The sequence below is a fragment of the Escherichia sp. MOD1-EC5433 genome (assembly GCF_002966005.1).
In the GTDB taxonomy this organism is placed as follows: Bacteria; Pseudomonadota; Gammaproteobacteria; order Enterobacterales; family Enterobacteriaceae; genus Escherichia; species Escherichia ruysiae.
The window spans coordinates 15,082-31,767 of record NZ_PTRL01000009.1 but is presented as its reverse complement, the minus strand read 5'-3'; the positions used below and the strand labels follow the sequence as shown (position 1 = coordinate 31,767).

Below are 16,686 nucleotides of genomic sequence, written 5' to 3'. Positions count from 1 at the left end.
ACAGATTAGCTAATTGAAACGCCTTTCACCCCTGCCATGCCTTTTAATAATCGCAACAGGTCTTCTATCGACGTCGTGGCATGAAGCTGGATATCAATGGAAACCACGTCATGATCTTCATTTTCCTGCAACGAAACTAAATCTGTTTTTATTTTCTGCTGCTTAAACCAGTCGAGCATTGATACCGTATTACCGTTCACTAACGTCAGCTGTAAATGGTAATTTTTGTTCATCAGGCGGAAGGTTAATTGATGGAAGACTTCCAGCACCAGCAAGGTCATCACGGAACCGTAAATCCCCAGTTCATACATGCCGCTACCAATCACCATACCAATGGCTGCCGTTACCCAAATATCCGCAGCGGTCGTTAAACCGACAATATTTTGATTGCGAACGAGGATGTTCCCCGCACCGATAAATCCGACGCCAGTGACGACCTGAGCGGCAATACGGCTGGGATCAAGCCCGACATGATCCAACGCCAGCACATCAGCAAAACCATATTTCGACACAATCATGAACAGCGCGCTGCCCATGCCAATCAAGACATGAGTACGTAAACCAGCACCCTTGCCGCGTATTTGCCTTTCTATGCCAATAGCACCACAAACAATTGCGGCCAGGATCAAACGAATGATAAATTCGGTAGTCATATAAAAACGCAAAAAGGAGCAGCAAGATGGCTCGGCTTGCTACTCCTTTTTACTTTATTCCTGTTAATTCGGCAGGACATTTGCCAATTTATCTTTAAAGGTATACAAATTTTTCTGCGGATTTTTCTTACAATATTCAATCACTTTAGGGATCTGAGTCAGGTCGGTTTCATTTAAGGTTACAGTATCGCCACCTTTATAAACCGTTTCTTCATGCAGCATCCACCATGCAACAGGTGTCATCGCTTTCGGATTCAGGTCAATAAATTCCTGACAAGTCATATCTTTAGCCGATTCATTAGCTGCCAGTGCAGATTGCGCATTAACCAGTGACAGTGCCGCTACAGCGCCAACGAAAACAATGGCTTTACGTAGAGATGCAATATTCATTTTACAACCCATTCAATAAATAATTGATATATGAACAGGAGGATTACCTGCTTTATAAGCAAGATATTCCGGCCTGTTCAATATTTAAGGAAATACGATGTAACGCATTCCCGTAATTACATATCTTTCTTAATTTTGTCCCATTCGCCTTTAACTTTATCTTTAAAGCTGGCTTTTTTATCCTGGGTACAAGCCTGAACGATCGCAGGGGTTACGGTTGCAATACCCTGAACATCTAAAACCGCATCTTCCGGTTTGTCTTTATTATTCAGAGCTTCAGCAAAACCGACAGCTGTCGGCTGGAAGGATTCGTCTACAGCCAGGAAGTCTTCACAGGTCCAGGAGTTGACAGGTTTTTTATTGTCAGCTGCTTTTTGCGCATCGGCTGCATTGCTCACTACAGGTAGAAGAAGCAGCCCACCAAGAATAACGCCTAATACTTTTTTCATCGTAATATCCTCAACTATAAAGTGAAAGAGCCGTCACGAATCAATTTCGACATTGAGGTTATAACCTGGTTTTCTGGGTATGTCATGTTGAGACAAAATATCAAAATCAGATATTTTTATTCTAATACAACAAGTTACACGGTCATCAAGCACGGTAATTAGGAAATTTTTATTAAATCAACTGCATTCTCAGATGCATTTTTGGCATAGATTGATAGCAGGGGTTTTCCTTCTTAAATTTATAGGGTGGTTCTATGTTATATATAGATAAGGCAACAATTTTGAAGTTTGATCTGGATATGCTTAAGAAGCATCGCAGAGCGATCCAGTTTATTGCAGTACTGCTGTTCATCGTCGGTTTACTGTGTATCAGTTTCCCGTTTGTTTCTGGTGATATTCTAAGCACGGTAGTTGGCGTATTATTAATCTGCTCGGGCATTGCACTTATTGTTGGATTATTCAGCAACCGCAGTCATAATTTCTGGCCTGTATTATCGGGGTTCCTCGTGGCAGTAGCCTATTTATTGATCGGCTATTTCTTTATCCGCGCACCGGAGCTAGGGATTTTCGCCATTGCAGCGTTTATTGCGGGTCTGTTCTGCGTCGCAGGGGTTATTCGCCTGATGAGCTGGTATCGTCAGCGTTCAATGAAAGGTAGCTGGCTACAACTCGTTATTGGTGTGCTGGATATCGTCATTGCCTGGATATTCCTTGGCGCAACACCGATGGTTTCTGTGACATTGGTATCTACCCTGGTAGGGATCGAACTCATATTTAGCGCCGCCAGCCTGTTCAGTTTTGCTAGTTTGTTCGTTAAAAAATAATAACTAGCCGACGTATCTCCGCTCTATTTTTTAGCCTGCCTCATAGTCACGCACAATGATTATGAGGTGGCTAATACCCACACCACCGCATAGCTACTTTGATAAAACACGAACTATCGTTGAAATAAATCGCGCACAGCGATTAAATCAACTATCTGAAATTTTTGTATTTTTTATTTATTTCACGGCGAATTAGCCATTTCAAACATTATCATGGCTGATATTTTTCGTTGTCAGGTTTAATGTTTTAGAAGTGCTGTGAGAAAGTGAACTGAAGGTTCCATAAACATCGATGCTATAGGTAGATAAACAAATATTACAGAGTTTATTTTTTCACTATCAATGCACTAAAAGAAAGCTGGCAATCCAATTGCCAGCTTAAATAGAAACAAGGAGACTCAATATTTAAATCGGATTACGCTTTAACTTTAGTAATATTCTTCAGAGATCACAAATGGATTATTTATAACTTATTCTTGGGTAGAAGTCCGCAGCGTGTTAATGTTTTGTTTATTAATTACAAATCAATAACAACCAGGAATCTTACCTAGGATCAATATATGGACCAGATGATGGCTAAATCTGAAGTTTTGATTAGTGTTAATAGACGTATTAGTTCACGAAGGGCAAGGTTCTTATAGGCGTTTACTATATTGAACACCATATTCGGACATGGATGTAAATAATGAAAAGGACAGCATGTTCGAAACGATAACGGCTAAGGAGCAAGTTATGATTTTTCTCATGACGAAGGATTCTTTTCTTTTACAGGGCTTTTTGCAGTTGAAAGATAATCACGAAATGATAAAAATCAATTCCCTGTCAGAGCTCAAAAGCATAGGCAACAAACCATTCAAGGTGATCATTGATACCTATCATAATCATATCCTTGATGAAGAAGCTATTAAGTTTCTTGAGAAATTAGATGCCGAAAGAATCATTGTTCTGGCACCTTATCACATCAGTAAACTGAAAAGTCAGTCGCCTATTTATTTTATCAGCCGCAAAGAAAGTATTAAAAACCTGATTGATATTACTTATGGAAAACACTTACCCCATAAGAATTCTCAATTATGTTTCTCGCATAATCAATTCAAAATTATGCAACTGATTCTGAAAAACAAAAATGAAAGTAATATCACATCAACACTAAATATTTCGCAGCAAACGTTAAAGATCCAGAAATTCAATATCATGTACAAGCTGAAACTGAGACGTATGAGCGACATCGTGACTCTGGGAATTTCTTCTTATTTTTAATAAGGCGCCGAAGTGACCCAGCGATAATTGTTTGAAATTAATGGCTGGCATGACGAGGGATGCAAATGCTGACTCCATTACTCCCGGTGATAACCCAAGGAGAAGCGAAAACGAACTTATTCCCCTGGTTTGTGTATCCACCAGTAGAAACCTTCGTTGCCCGGATGCAGACAGAGACTGTCGGCAGAACGGCAACATTTTTTTTGCCATTAACATCACGATATTGGTCGCTCTGCCTACATGCTCTCTCACAGGCTTACAAGCTCATGACTTGCATTATGCCGCTGGTCTGTAAATCCCTCATACCTCTCCCCGCACGCAATTCAAAGAACCGTTATTTCTCACGAGTTTTCAGGGACTAAAATGAACAGAAAAAGAATACTGTTAATACCGTTGTTATTCTGCGGCGCGATACTCACCGCCTGCGATGACAAATCGACGGAAAATGCCGCCGCGATGACACCTGAAGTGGGTGTGGTGACACTCTCTCCCGGTTCGGTCAATGTGATGAGCGAACTGCCCGGCAGAACTGTTCCTTATGAAGTTGCCGAGATACGCCCCCAGGTAGGCGGCATTATCATTAAACGCAACTTTATCGAAGGCGATAAAGTTAACCAGGGCGACTCGCTGTATCAGATTGATCCTGCACCTTTACAGGCAGAGCTGAACTCCGCCAAAGGTTCGCTGGCGAAAGCTCTCTCCAACGCCAGCAATGCCCGCATCACCTTTAACCGCCAGGCATCGTTGCTGAGGACCAACTACGTTAGCCGTCAGGATTACGACACCGCGCGCACCCAACTGAATGAAGCAGAAGCCAACGTCACCGTCGCCAAAGCGGCTGTTGAGCAGGCGACGATCAATCTGCAATACGCAAATGTCACCTCGCCGATTACGGGCGTCAGCGGAAAATCGTCGGTGACCGTCGGCGCATTAGTTACCGCTAATCAAGCTGATTCCCTGGTTACCGTGCAGCGTCTTGACCCGATTTATGTCGATCTCACCCAGTCAGTGCAAGATTTTTTGCGCATGAAAGAGGAAGTCGCCAGTGGGCAGATCAAACAGGTTCAGGGCAGTACGCCTGTGCAGCTTAATCTGGAAAATGGCAAACGTTACAGCCAGACCGGCACGCTGAAATTTTCCGACCCGACGGTAGATGAAACCACGGGTTCCGTCACGTTGCGTGCGATTTTCCCCAATCCAAATGGTGACTTACTGCCAGGCATGTACGTCACAGCATTAGTGGATGAAGGTAGCCGCCAGAATGTGTTACTGGTGCCGCAGGAAGGTGTTACCCACAACGCTCAGGGTAAAGCGACGGCGCTCATTCTGGATAAAGACGATGTCGTGCAGTTACGCGAAATTGACGCGACCAAAGCTATCGGAAACCAGTGGGTTGTTACCTCTGGTTTGCAGGCTGGCGATCGGGTGATCGTTTCCGGTTTGCAACGCATACATCCGGGTATCAAGGCACGCGCAATTTCCTCCAGCCAGGAAAACGCCAGCACCGAATCGAAACAATAACGTTGCAGGCTTAAGGGGACTTTCATGGCTAACTATTTTATTGATCGCCCGGTTTTTGCCTGGGTACTTGCCATTATTTTGATGCTCGCAGGCGGTCTGGCGATCATGAACTTACCGGTTGCGCAGTATCCGCAGATTGCGCCGCCGACCATCACCGTCAGCGCCACCTATCCGGGCGCTGATGCGCAAACGGTAGAAGACTCAGTCACTCAGGTGATTGAGCAAAATATGAATGGGCTTGATGGCCTGATGTATATGTCATCAACCAGCGATGCAGCAGGTAATGCATCCATTACCCTGACCTTTGAGACGGGAACATCGCCCGATATCGCGCAGGTTCAGGTACAAAATAAACTGCAACTCGCCATGCCATCGCTCCCCGAAGCGGTACAGCAACAAGGAATTAGCGTCAATAAATCGAGCAGCAATATCCTGATGGTGGCGGCGTTTATCTCTGATAACGGCAGCCTCAACCAGTACGACATCGCGGACTATGTGGCTTCTAATATTAAAGATCCACTCAGCCGTACTGCAGGTGTCGGTAGCGTACAGCTCTTTGGTTCAGAGTACGCCATGCGTATCTGGCTGGACCCGCAAAAACTCAATAAATACAATCTCGTTCCTTCTGATGTTATTTCCCAAATCAAAGTACAAAACAACCAGATTTCCGGCGGTCAACTGGGGGGGATGCCACAGGCGGCAGACCAGCAACTGAATGCCTCAATCATTGTGCAGACGCGCCTACAAACGCCGGAAGAATTTGGCAAAATCCTGCTGAAAGTTCAGCAAGATGGTTCGCAAGTATTGCTGCGCGACGTTGCTCGCGTCGAGCTGGGGGCGGAAGATTATTCCACCGTGGCGCGGTATAACGGCAAACCTGCCGCCGGTATCGCCATCAAACTGGCTACCGGGGCAAACGCGCTCGATACCTCGCGGGCAGTAAAAGCAGAACTCAACCGCTTATCAGCCTATTTCCCCGCCAGCCTGAAGACAGTTTATCCTTACGACACTACGCCGTTTATCCAAATTTCAATTCAGGAAGTTTTCAAAACGCTGGTTGAGGCGATCATCCTCGTCTTCCTGGTCATGTATCTGTTTTTACAGAACATTCGCGCTACGATTATCCCGACTATCGCCGTGCCGGTGGTTATTCTCGGTACGTTCGCGATTTTGTCGGCGGTCGGTTTTACCATCAACACCCTCACCATGTTCGGGATGGTGTTAGCTATAGGGCTTCTGGTGGATGACGCCATCGTGGTGGTGGAAAACGTCGAGCGCGTGATAGCGGAAGATAAACTGCCGCCGCAGGAAGCGACGCATAAATCGATGGGGCAAATCCAGCGTGCGTTGGTCGGGATTGCCGTTGTTCTGTCCGCCGTGTTTATGCCAATGGCCTTTATGAGCGGCGCGACCGGGGAAATTTATCGCCAGTTCTCCATTACGCTGATTTCCTCCATGTTGCTTTCGGTGTTTGTGGCGATGAGCCTGACCCCGGCACTTTGCGCCACCATTCTGAAAGCCGCACCGGAAGGTGGTCACAAACCGAACGCCTTGTTCGAACGCTTCAACCATCTGTTTGAAAAATCGACTCAGCACTATACCGACAGCACCCGCTCACTGCTGCGTTGCACTGGTCGTTACATGGTGGTTTACCTGCTGATTTGTGCCGGGATGGCGGTGCTGTTCCTGCGTACACCGACCTCTTTCTTACCGGAAGAGGATCAGGGGGTCTTTATGACCACCGCGCAGCTACCGTCAGGTTCCACCATGGTTAACACCACGAAAGTGCTGCAACAGGTGACTGATTACTATCTGACCAAAGAGAAAAATAATGTCCAGTCGGTGTTTACCGTTGGTGGCTTTGGCTTCAGTGGTCAGGGGCAAAACAACGGTCTGGCGTTTATCAGCCTCAAGCCGTGGTCTGAACGCGTCGGCGAGGAAAACTCGGTGACCGCAATCATTCAGCGGGCAATGGTGGCTCTGAGCAGTATCAATAAAGCGATGATTTTCCCGTTCAACTTACCTGCGGTAGCGGAGCTGGGTACAGCATCAGGTTTTGATATGGAACTACTGGACAACGGCAACCTGGGGCACGAAAAGCTGACCCAGGCGAGAAACGAGTTGTTGTCGCTGGCAGCACAATCACCTGATCAGGTAACAGCGGTTCGCCCGAACGGCCTGGAAGATACGCCGATGTTCAAAGTGAACGTCAACGCCGCGAAAGCCGAAGCGATGGGCGTGGAACTGTCTGATATCAACCAGACCCTCTCTACCGCCTTCGGCAGTAGCTACGTCAACGACTTCCTCAATCAGGGGCGTGTGAAAAAAGTGTATGTCCAGGCTGGAACGCCCTTCCGTATGCTGCCAGACAACATCAACCAATGGTATGTACGCAACGCCTCTGGCACGATGGCTCCGCTTTCTGCCTATTCTTCAACAGAATGGACCTACGGTTCGCCGCGACTGGAACGTTACAACGGCATTCCGTCGATGGAGATTTTAGGGGAGGCTGCTGCCGGGAAAAGTACCGGTGACGCGATGAAATTTATGGCGGATCTGGTCGCTAAACTTCCGGCGGGCGTCGGCTACTCCTGGACCGGGCTGTCATATCAGGAAGCGTTATCATCCAACCAGGCTCCCGCACTGTATGCCATTTCACTGGTCGTGGTGTTCCTCGCCCTCGCCGCGCTGTATGAAAGCTGGTCAATTCCGTTCTCGGTGATGTTAGTTGTACCGTTGGGTGTCATTGGTGCATTACTGGCAACTGACCTGCGCGGCTTAAGCAATGACGTCTACTTCCAGGTCGGGTTGCTGACCACCATCGGGCTTTCCGCCAAGAACGCCATCCTGATCGTCGAATTTGCGGTTGAGATGATGCAGAAAGAAGGGAAGACGCCGGTAGAAGCGATTATCGAAGCGGCGCGGATGCGTTTACGCCCAATCCTCATGACCTCTCTGGCCTTTATTCTTGGCGTACTGCCGCTGGTTATCAGTCATGGCGCAGGTTCCGGCGCACAAAACGCGGTAGGTACAGGCGTTATGGGGGGGATGTTTGCAGCAACTGTGCTGGCAATTTACTTCGTTCCCGTCTTTTTCGTCGTTGTGGAACATCTCTTTGCCCGCTTTAAAAAAGCGTAACGTATGAATGAGAGTAAGGTTGAACATGAGCGTTCGGCCTTACTCTTTCCTCGCAACCACTCACTACTCAACAACCAGCTAATCGTGAGGAATACCAGACTTAACAAACAGCAGTGAAAGTAGAAACCACTCCAGCCATTGGTCATCAATTTGAACAGCACAATACAGACCAGCATTCCCGTAATTATATGAATTGTTAGCTTAATAATCCCAAACATGCTGCGTCTTTTCCTCCTGAAAATACTAATACCCGTTTGCGAACTGCCAAAGAGAACTTGCCGTTGGTTCCGGCAGAGATAATCAGGAAAGAGTTTTACATGCAGCGAGTGTGAGATCCTGACCAATACCCAAAATCAGGAGAAGGTTCCCGGCGAATGCTGTGCAAACTGATGTGGTGTGATGCCATAATATTGTCGAAATGTATTTATAAAGTACGACGTACTGCTATACCCACATTTTTCAGCAATGGTATGTAGAGGAACTTGCCGTAACTCAAGTAGTCTTCTGGCCATCGACATCCTCGAGGCGAGTAATATTTTACTGAAGCAAGTATTTTCTTCCTGCAACTTTTTTTTGATTAAGCTCTCACTGGTATACATTGTTTCTGCGATATCACGCAGATACCAACGCCTGGCTATATCAAAGCTAATAATACGTTCAACTTTCCCCGAGACAGTGCTGATACTGTTAAAAAGTAAGGGTATAAGCTCTTTCTTATGAGAAAACATTGATAAGCAGGAAAGATAGAGCATATTGCTCAATATCGGAGAATTTACAGCGGATTTAGCAAAACTATCAAAAATCGCTATCACCAGAGGCATGGGCGGCTCTGGGTTAATTAATAAACGATTTTTGTTATGTAGCCCCAAATTATGTGGTGCCTGACGAATATTTTGTAAGTAATGACAAACCGTCAGCTCATCGATATCCAGACGTCGCGTATCATGTGAACAAAACGAAAAATCGTCTGCCAAATTTTTCTCGAGTAGTAGAATACTCTCTTTGTTCAACGATATTTTTTGCTGTTCATGATAAATATCGAACGAACGGCAGGCGAGGATCACCGAGCAAACATGAGCCATGACTATCCCTTATATTCCATTACTGCGATTATTTCAATTTCAGTATACTGATGAAATGATGCCTGACTGTTCCTCAGGGCTAAAACTGCCATATTTAGTAGGATCATAATTTACCTATTACGCAAATTTGCATAACAGTTAATTGGAAGTAAGTAAATACAATAAAATTATATTTTTAAAAATCGTATAGCCTATGTTTATAAAAATTTGGCTGATCTTATCTCCAGCAAACGTTATATTTAACTTACTGAGAGCACAAAAGTTTCCCGTGCCAACAGGGAGTGTTATAACGGTTTATTAGTCTGGAGACGGCAGACTATCCTCTTCCCGGTCCCCTATGCCGGGTTTTTTTTATGTTCGGGCAGACTTTGTAATCTTATTCTTACAGCCGAACTATAAAATTTTCCTCTGTAACAAGCCTTGTCATTGAGTCGCCATTGAACCTTCCTTGTGCTATTTGTTCCTGATACTCTGTGGGTGTCATCCCATAATAATTTCGAAAAACGTAAATAAAATATGACATGCTGTTATAGCCACAGGACATTGCTACACGTTTTATTGGAATACCAGGCATTACAACAAGTTGTAATGCACGCTGCATTCTACATTCGGTGAGCAGTTGTGAATAAGACGTATCTTCTTCACGCAATTTTTTCTTTAACAGACTCTGACTCATCAGTAACTCGTTGGCGATCTGTGATAATGTCCATTGATGAGCGATATTATTGTTGATAACTGTACAAACTCGCGTGCGCATATTGGGATGTAATATGTTCACAAGTAGCGGTATAAACTGCTCATCCTCAAGAAAAACTGACAATAATGCAAATATTAATGCTCTTTTGCGCAATACCTCACCATAGCGGAGATTATGTTGCTGCGAGAGTTGTGCAACTTCCTGAAAAACTGGAATTTCTTTGGCGCAGTGGTGAATAATTAACGAAGGTGCTTTTTTATGAGCATGGAAAATGAATGCCTCCTCCTTGAGCATCTGGAGAAATAATGAAAGCGTTTCCTTCGTGACAAATACTAAATTTTCTAAGGAGTTAGAAACTAAAACCTGACTTGCATCCGCGCAGACCAAATCACCGCCATTCAAATAGCGATATTCACCATTAGCCACGGTGAGAATATATTTATGTGTTGCGTACGCAATGAGACAAGTGCCATGTTGTGATTGCATAGTTGACTTAATATAACATAAACATATTACTGTTTATTAATGTAGCACGCATTATATCTAAGTCAAATTTACTGGCGTATAAATTTAAACGAAGCGGTAAGAAAAAGGATAATGAGTGGAATAAATTGCGCAGTATTATGGTATTTATAATACAAAAATGCATAGATAAAAATGCAAGATAATGAATACCAGGCGAATAATACCTTAAGGTGATATTTCACTTATACCATTATAATTTATAAACATTCATACTTTATAAAACTTAATAACAATATGAATATAAACCAATATTTCCGGGTTATATTCTGACCGAACTCTCAGCCCCGGCTTGCCAGCCGGGGCTGAGGTCCCTTATAGCATCCTGTTATCAGGTATGTTTAAAGCTATTTTGATGAGCAATACCCTGCAATTTCGGGTGATCGCTGAGATATTTCAGGGAGGCTTTGTAGTCTTCCAGCAACAGTTCAGCGAAGTCCATTTCGAAGCCACGGCGGCACATAATACGCATCACCACAATGTCGGTGGCTTCACCGCCGAGGGTGAAGGCCGGAACCTGCCAGCCGCGCAGGCGCAGACGTTCAGAGAGGTCATACAGGGTGTATCCCGGATCTTCGCCGTCTTTCAGTTTGAAACAAACCGCCGGAATACCTTCGTCCGGGCGACCGGTGCAGATGAATTCATACGGTCCCAGTTTAGCGATTTCATCCGCCAGGTAAGTGGCGACCTGGTAAGAGGCGTTCTGTACTTTGGTGTAGCCCTCGCGACCAAGGCGCAGGAATTCATAGTATTGCGCAATTACCTGACCGGCGGGGCGAGAGAAGTTGATGGCGAAAGTCCCGATTTGACCGCCGAGATAGTCAACGTTGAACACCAGTTCTTTCGGCAGTGCTTCTTCATCACGCCAGATAACCCAGCCGCAGCCCAGCGGAGCCAGACCAAATTTATGACCTGAAGCACTGATCGATTTCACGCGCGGCAGGCGGAAGTCCCAGACAATATCAGGAGCCACGAACGGCGCCAGGAAGCCACCGCTGGCGGCGTCGATGTGCATGTCGATGTCGATACCGGTGTCGGCCTGGAATTTATCCAGCGCATCGTGCAGCGGTTGCGGGAACTCATAGTTACCGGTGTAGGTCACACCAAAAGTCGGCACCACGCCGATGGTGTTTTCGTCGCAGGCTTCAATCATGCGTTTCGGGTCCATGAACAACTGACCGGGGCGCATAGGGATCTCGCGCAGTTCCACATCCCAGTAGCGGGCAAATTTATGCCAGCAGATTTGCACCGGCCCGCACACGAGGTTGGGTTTATCGGTCGGTTTACCTGCGGCTTCCATACGTTTGCGCCAACGCCATTTCATTGCCATCCCACCGAGCATACAGGCCTCGGAAGAACCAATGGTGTTGGTGCCAACGGCCTGACCGTTTTTCGGCGCAGGCGCGTGCCACAGGTCGGCAACCATGTTTACACAACGCAGGTCGATAGCTGCGGACTGCGGATATTCTTCTTTATCGATCCAGTTTTTGTTGATCGACAGATCCATCAGCTTATGAACATTTTCGTCGTCCCAGGTCTGGCAGAAAGTCGCCAGGTTCTGACGGGCGTTACCGTCGAGAAATAATTCATCATTGATAATCTGGAATGCGATGTCATCGCGCATTTCGTGCAGCGGAAAACGTTTAGATTCCGCGATAGTGGAAATTGCCTTTGCGCCAAAACGCGAGTCGAGTAGTTCTGAGCGGAAATCCGTTAACAGCTTCTGGTCCATTTCGAACTCCTTAAATTTATTTGAAGGCAATAAAAAAGTAGGATTTATCTGGAATGGACGCAAGGCGTTGCGGGTGTAATTTAAATAACAAAATCCTAAACAGAAAAACGACTTTTTATAATATAAACATTTAACATGATAATATAAAAAACAGACTTTATTATCGTAATAAAAATCGCCCGAGCATTGCTGGTCGGGCGATCGAATTAATTATTGTTTATCCTGCATATACGGAGTGTAAACTCCGTTCAGACTGTGCAGGAAAGCCACGATATCATCCACATCCTCCTGCGGCAGTTCTTTACCGACCTGATAGCGCAGCATCAGTTTCACCGCCCCGTCCAGCGTCGGCACATCACCGCGATGGAAGTACGGCGCCGTTAGCGCAACGTTACGTAAACCGGGTACTTTCTGACGCAGTTTATCGCGTTCTTCTTTAGTAACATTCATACGACCAATATCCGCCGCCGTAATTTCACCAAAGTTAAAGTCTTTTTTCAGACCCAGCGGTTCGAAAGAACGTCCACCGAGAATAATACCGCCATGACACGTTGCACATTTATTATCTTTAAATAATTGATAACCTTTTTTCTGCTGCGCAGTTAGCGCATTTTCATCACCACGCAACCATTTATCAAACGGTGAATCCGGCGTAATTAATGTTTTCTCAAATTCAGCAATTGCGTCAGTAATATTTTCACCACTGAAACCTTGCGGATAAACTTTGAGGAACTGCGCTTTCAGCACAGGATCTTTTTCCAACTTCGCAATGATTTCGTCCCAGGATTTTGACGCCATTTCAATCGGATTCAGCGGCGGCCCACCCGCCTGATCCTGCAATGTTGCCGCACGACCATCCCAGAATTGCTCAACGTTAAACACCGAGTTAAACACCGTCGGCGCATTAATCGGCCCGACCGCACCACCGACGCCAATCGACGTTTTTCTGCCATCAACACCTCCCGCATTCAGCGCATGACAATGAGCACAAGAAATGGTGCTATCAGCCGATAAACGGGGATCGTGATACAGGGCAAACCCCAACGCCACTTTTTGCGCATCGGTAGGCAGTTTTTGCGGGATGGGCTGCACCGGTTCATTACGGTGCTCCGGCGCGGTGTCATTGCTGGCGTAATATTCCGCGCGCTGTTTTGCAATCCAGGCGAGTATTTCCGCCCGCTCTTCATCACTCACCTTACCCGCCCAGTGCAGTGCGGTATAACGCGTTGGCGGCATAGTTTCATACTGCATCACCCATTCAATCTTGTTCAGATCGCTTTGCGAAACGGGTTTATCTGCCAGCAGAGCCGCACGCACTGCCTCGAGGTTAAAAGATTTATATCCGAGCCTAATGTCGTAATCCATCAACTGTTTCGCGCCAGGAATATAATAATAGGCGGGTAATTCTGCGGAAGGCGTATGGCAATAGTCGCATCCTTTTTCGCGGAGAAAACCTAAAACCTTATTATTTTCACTGACAGCAGATGCCTGAACATCAGCCTGTTTACTGCGTTTATTATCGTGGTACCACACATAACCAGATAATCCTAAATAGCAAATCGCGACGCCAGCCAGGCCGATCGCGGTAATACGTGAGACCATTTTCATTATTCTTCCCTCACGGTAGTGAGTTATTGTGACCCAGAAAATTTTCCAGAATGCTGCAAACGTCTCTGCGAGACTAAACCATCATAAAAAACAGGGGAATTAGCTTTTTGATAGGAATCAATCAATTACATGAATATAAACTATCAATAAGATAGCCTATACCTATTACTCAGATCAGGAATGGCATATCATGATTACGGGGAGACCATGATTGAATGTTCCGAAAATGAAAAACAACATGGAATTCTTATTTTTATAAATTCCATTGATATTAGTGCGTTATATTTTTTTCCCCATTAATAAACGTGATCCACCGCACGCTTTGTCGCCCATCGACCGGAGCGAATGACTACGCTTAAAGGAAAGCCCGATAATTAGAGACGAATTTCGGAGGTCGGATCCTTATGCTCAATCAGAAAATTCAAAACCCTAATCCAGACGAACTGATGGTCGAGGTCGATCTCTGTTATGAACTGGATCCGTATGAATTAAAACTGGATGAGATGCTCGAGGCAGAGCCAGAACCCGAAATGATTGAAGGGCTGCCAGCCTCTGACGCGCTAACACCTGCTGACCGCTATCTCGAACTTTTCGAACATGTCCAGTCGGCAAAAATTTTCCCCGATAGTAAAACGTTTCCTGACTGCGCCCCCAAAATGGACCCGCTGGATATCTTAATCCGCTATCGTAAAGTGCGCCGTCATCGTGATTTCGATTTGCGCAAGTTTGTTGAAAATCACTTCTGGTTACCGGAAGTCTACTCCAGCGAGTATGTATCAGACCCGCAAAACTCCCTGAAAGAGCATATCGACCAGCTATGGCCGGTATTAACCCGCGAGCCGCAGGATCACATTCCGTGGTCTTCTCTGCTGGCGCTGCCGCAGTCGTATATTGTCCCTGGCGGTCGTTTTAGCGAAACCTACTATTGGGATTCCTATTTCACCATGCTGGGTCTGGCGGAAAGCGGGCGTGAAGATTTGCTGAAATGCATGGCCGATAACTTCGCCTGGATGATCGAAAACTACGGGCACATCCCCAACGGCAACCGCACCTACTATTTGAGCCGCTCGCAGCCACCGGTTTTTGCGCTGATGGTGGAGTTGTTTGAAGAAGATGGTGTACGCGGAGCGCGCCGCTATCTCGACCATCTGAAAATGGAATATGCCTTCTGGATGGACGGAGCAGAATCGCTGATCCCTAATCAGGCCTATCGCCATGTAGTGCGGATGCCGGATGGTTCGCTGCTTAACCGCTACTGGGACGACCGCGACACGCCGCGTGACGAATCCTGGCTGGAGGATGTGGAAACCGCGAAGCACTCTGGTCGTCCGCCGAACGAGGTGTACCGCGATTTACGCGCGGGCGCAGCTTCTGGCTGGGATTACTCCTCCCGCTGGCTACGCGACGCCGGTCGCCTGGCGAGTATTCGGACCACTCAGTTCATCCCCATCGATCTGAATGCTTTCCTGTTTAAACTGGAGAGCGCCATCGCCAACATCTCGGCGCTGAAAGGCGACAAGGAAACGGAAACTCTGTTCCGCCAGAAAGCCAATGCCCGCCGCGATGCGGTAAACCATTATCTCTGGGATGATGAAAATGGTCTCTACCGCGATTACGACTGGCGGCGCGAACAACAGGCTCTCTTTTCCGCTGCTGCCATTGTGCCGTTATATGTGGGCATGGCGAGCCATGAACAGGCCGACCGTCTGGCAAATGCCGTGCGCAGCCGGTTACTGACGCCGGGCGGGATTCTGGCAAGTGAGTATGAAACCGGTGAACAGTGGGATAAACCCAACGGCTGGGCGCCATTACAATGGATGGCGATTCAGGGATTTAAAATGTACGGTGATGACCATCTGGGTGATGAGATCGCGCGTAGCTGGCTGAAGACGGTGAATCAGTTCTACCTGGAACAGCACAAACTGATCGAGAAATACCATATTGCCGATGGTGTCCCCCGCGAGGGCGGCGGGGGCGAATATCCGTTGCAGGATGGGTTTGGCTGGACCAACGGTGTGGTACGTCGTTTAATTGGTCTATACGGCGAACCATAATATTTTTACAGCCAACCGCTAACTTCCTGCTAGCTGTAAAATTATCCTCTTCAGGAGGATATATTTAACATCATCGCTGCCTGGGTACGGTTTTTCACTTCCAGACGGCGATAGAGCGATTCCAGGTGCGCTTTTACCGTTCCGGTGCTGATATTTAATGCCCGACCAATCTCTTTATTCGATTCGCCCGCCGCCAGCATGGTTAAAATTTCCCGCTGGCGGGCGCTTAACGATTTGAGATCTTTCGTATCCTTTTCCGGCGTGGTTCGCCAGTCACCGGGCAGAAACATCATTCCCATCGCCGCACTATTGACCGCCAACACGAACGTATCGATCGAAGAATCACGCGGTACAATCGCCATCACATTGAAATGAATAACCTCCTGCAACCATCGTTTGTTGCAATCCGAAGCCGTGATTAACACCTTAACCTCAGGAAATTGCACCACGGTTTTTTGCAGTAACCAGTAGCAAAACTCACCATCCTGATCGCCATCGAGCATAACTAAGGCTTCAGGGTAGCTTTCCAGCTTTTGCCATAACTCGTCTGCCTGACCGACGCCCTGAATACCTACTCCTGGAATACGTTGCTGTAAACTGACTTTCATTCCATGAATAAATATTGACTGCCTGTCAAACATGATTATTTGCATTACTGAATCTCCACCTGAATACGTTAAAAAGGCTTAAGTAGTGGAAGGGTATTACCCGAGAGACAAAATAAGAATTCGCCATTTGGCAGAGGCCATTCTACAG

At 46.5% G+C, this 16,686-nt stretch carries 13 protein-coding genes; 5 read left to right on the top strand and 8 right to left on the bottom strand.

Annotated elements, in window-relative coordinates:
* Nucleotides 1-5: 5 nt before the first annotated feature.
* From C3D30_RS17250 to hdeA, 3 genes are all read right to left on the bottom strand, one after another.
* Nucleotides 6-653, bottom strand: coding sequence for an MgtC/SapB family protein (locus C3D30_RS17250; protein WP_016231541.1), 648 nt, complete (start codon nt 651-653; stop codon nt 6-8).
* A 63-nt stretch (nt 654-716) separates the two neighbouring features.
* Nucleotides 717-1,043: an acid-activated periplasmic chaperone HdeB gene (hdeB, locus tag C3D30_RS17245; protein WP_016158878.1), complete on the bottom strand. Its 327-nt coding sequence runs from the start codon at nt 1,041-1,043 to the stop codon at nt 717-719.
* A gap of 116 nt (nt 1,044-1,159) precedes the next feature.
* Nucleotides 1,160-1,492: an acid-activated periplasmic chaperone HdeA gene (hdeA, locus tag C3D30_RS17240; RefSeq protein WP_000756548.1), complete on the bottom strand. Its 333-nt coding sequence runs from the start codon at nt 1,490-1,492 to the stop codon at nt 1,160-1,162.
* Between the two features lie 254 nt (nt 1,493-1,746).
* On the opposite strand from hdeA, the gene hdeD reads away from it, so the two are divergent.
* The 4 genes from hdeD to mdtF all read left to right on the top strand — a co-directional run bounded on the left by hdeD (nt 1,747) and on the right by mdtF (nt 8,235).
* Nucleotides 1,747-2,316 (top strand): acid-resistance protein HdeD, encoded by a 570-nt coding sequence (hdeD, locus tag C3D30_RS17235; protein ID WP_000965661.1) that lies wholly within the window; start codon nt 1,747-1,749, stop codon nt 2,314-2,316.
* Nucleotides 2,317-3,048: 732 nt separating this feature from the next.
* Nucleotides 3,049-3,576 carry an acid resistance transcriptional activator GadE gene (gene gadE, locus C3D30_RS17230; RefSeq protein WP_000576683.1) on the top strand — a complete coding sequence of 176 codons (528 nt, stop codon included), beginning with the start codon at nt 3,049-3,051 and terminating at the stop codon, nt 3,574-3,576.
* A 411-nt stretch (nt 3,577-3,987) separates the two neighbouring features.
* Nucleotides 3,988-5,097: a multidrug transporter subunit MdtE gene (gene mdtE / locus C3D30_RS17220; RefSeq protein WP_309245440.1), complete on the top strand. Its 1,110-nt coding sequence runs from the start codon at nt 3,988-3,990 to the stop codon at nt 5,095-5,097.
* 24 nt (nt 5,098-5,121) lie between these two features.
* Nucleotides 5,122-8,235: a multidrug efflux pump RND permease MdtF gene (mdtF, locus tag C3D30_RS17215; RefSeq protein ID WP_000024839.1), complete on the top strand. Its 3,114-nt coding sequence runs from the start codon at nt 5,122-5,124 to the stop codon at nt 8,233-8,235.
* A 353-nt stretch (nt 8,236-8,588) separates the two neighbouring features.
* On the opposite strand, the gene gadW is transcribed toward mdtF, so the two are convergent.
* From gadW to ccp, 4 genes are all read right to left on the bottom strand, one after another.
* The gene (gene gadW / locus C3D30_RS17205; protein WP_000951546.1) at nt 8,589-9,317 is read right to left on the bottom strand and encodes an acid resistance transcriptional activator GadW; all 729 of its coding nucleotides are present in this window, start codon (nt 9,315-9,317) and stop codon (nt 8,589-8,591) included.
* A gap of 382 nt (nt 9,318-9,699) precedes the next feature.
* Complete coding sequence (gene gadX / locus C3D30_RS17200) at nt 9,700-10,500, bottom strand: DNA-binding transcriptional regulator GadX (protein ID WP_105287175.1); 801 nt, start codon at nt 10,498-10,500, stop codon at nt 9,700-9,702.
* A 367-nt stretch (nt 10,501-10,867) separates the two neighbouring features.
* Nucleotides 10,868-12,268, bottom strand: coding sequence for a glutamate decarboxylase (gad, locus tag C3D30_RS17195; protein WP_000372165.1), 1,401 nt, complete (start codon nt 12,266-12,268; stop codon nt 10,868-10,870).
* 210 nt (nt 12,269-12,478) lie between these two features.
* Entirely contained in the window at nt 12,479-13,876 is a 1,398-nt protein-coding gene (gene ccp, locus C3D30_RS17190) for a cytochrome c peroxidase (protein WP_000784840.1), read from the bottom strand.
* Between the two features lie 404 nt (nt 13,877-14,280).
* Here ccp and C3D30_RS17185 point away from each other — a divergent pair, with 404 nt between their 5' ends.
* Nucleotides 14,281-15,930 (top strand): alpha,alpha-trehalase, encoded by a 1,650-nt coding sequence (locus C3D30_RS17185; RefSeq protein WP_105287174.1) that lies wholly within the window; start codon nt 14,281-14,283, stop codon nt 15,928-15,930.
* A gap of 50 nt (nt 15,931-15,980) precedes the next feature.
* Here C3D30_RS17185 and C3D30_RS17180 read toward each other — a convergent pair whose 3' ends face one another.
* Nucleotides 15,981-16,583, bottom strand: coding sequence for a helix-turn-helix transcriptional regulator (locus C3D30_RS17180; protein ID WP_001165766.1), 603 nt, complete (start codon nt 16,581-16,583; stop codon nt 15,981-15,983).
* Nucleotides 16,584-16,686: the final 103 nt, after the last annotated feature.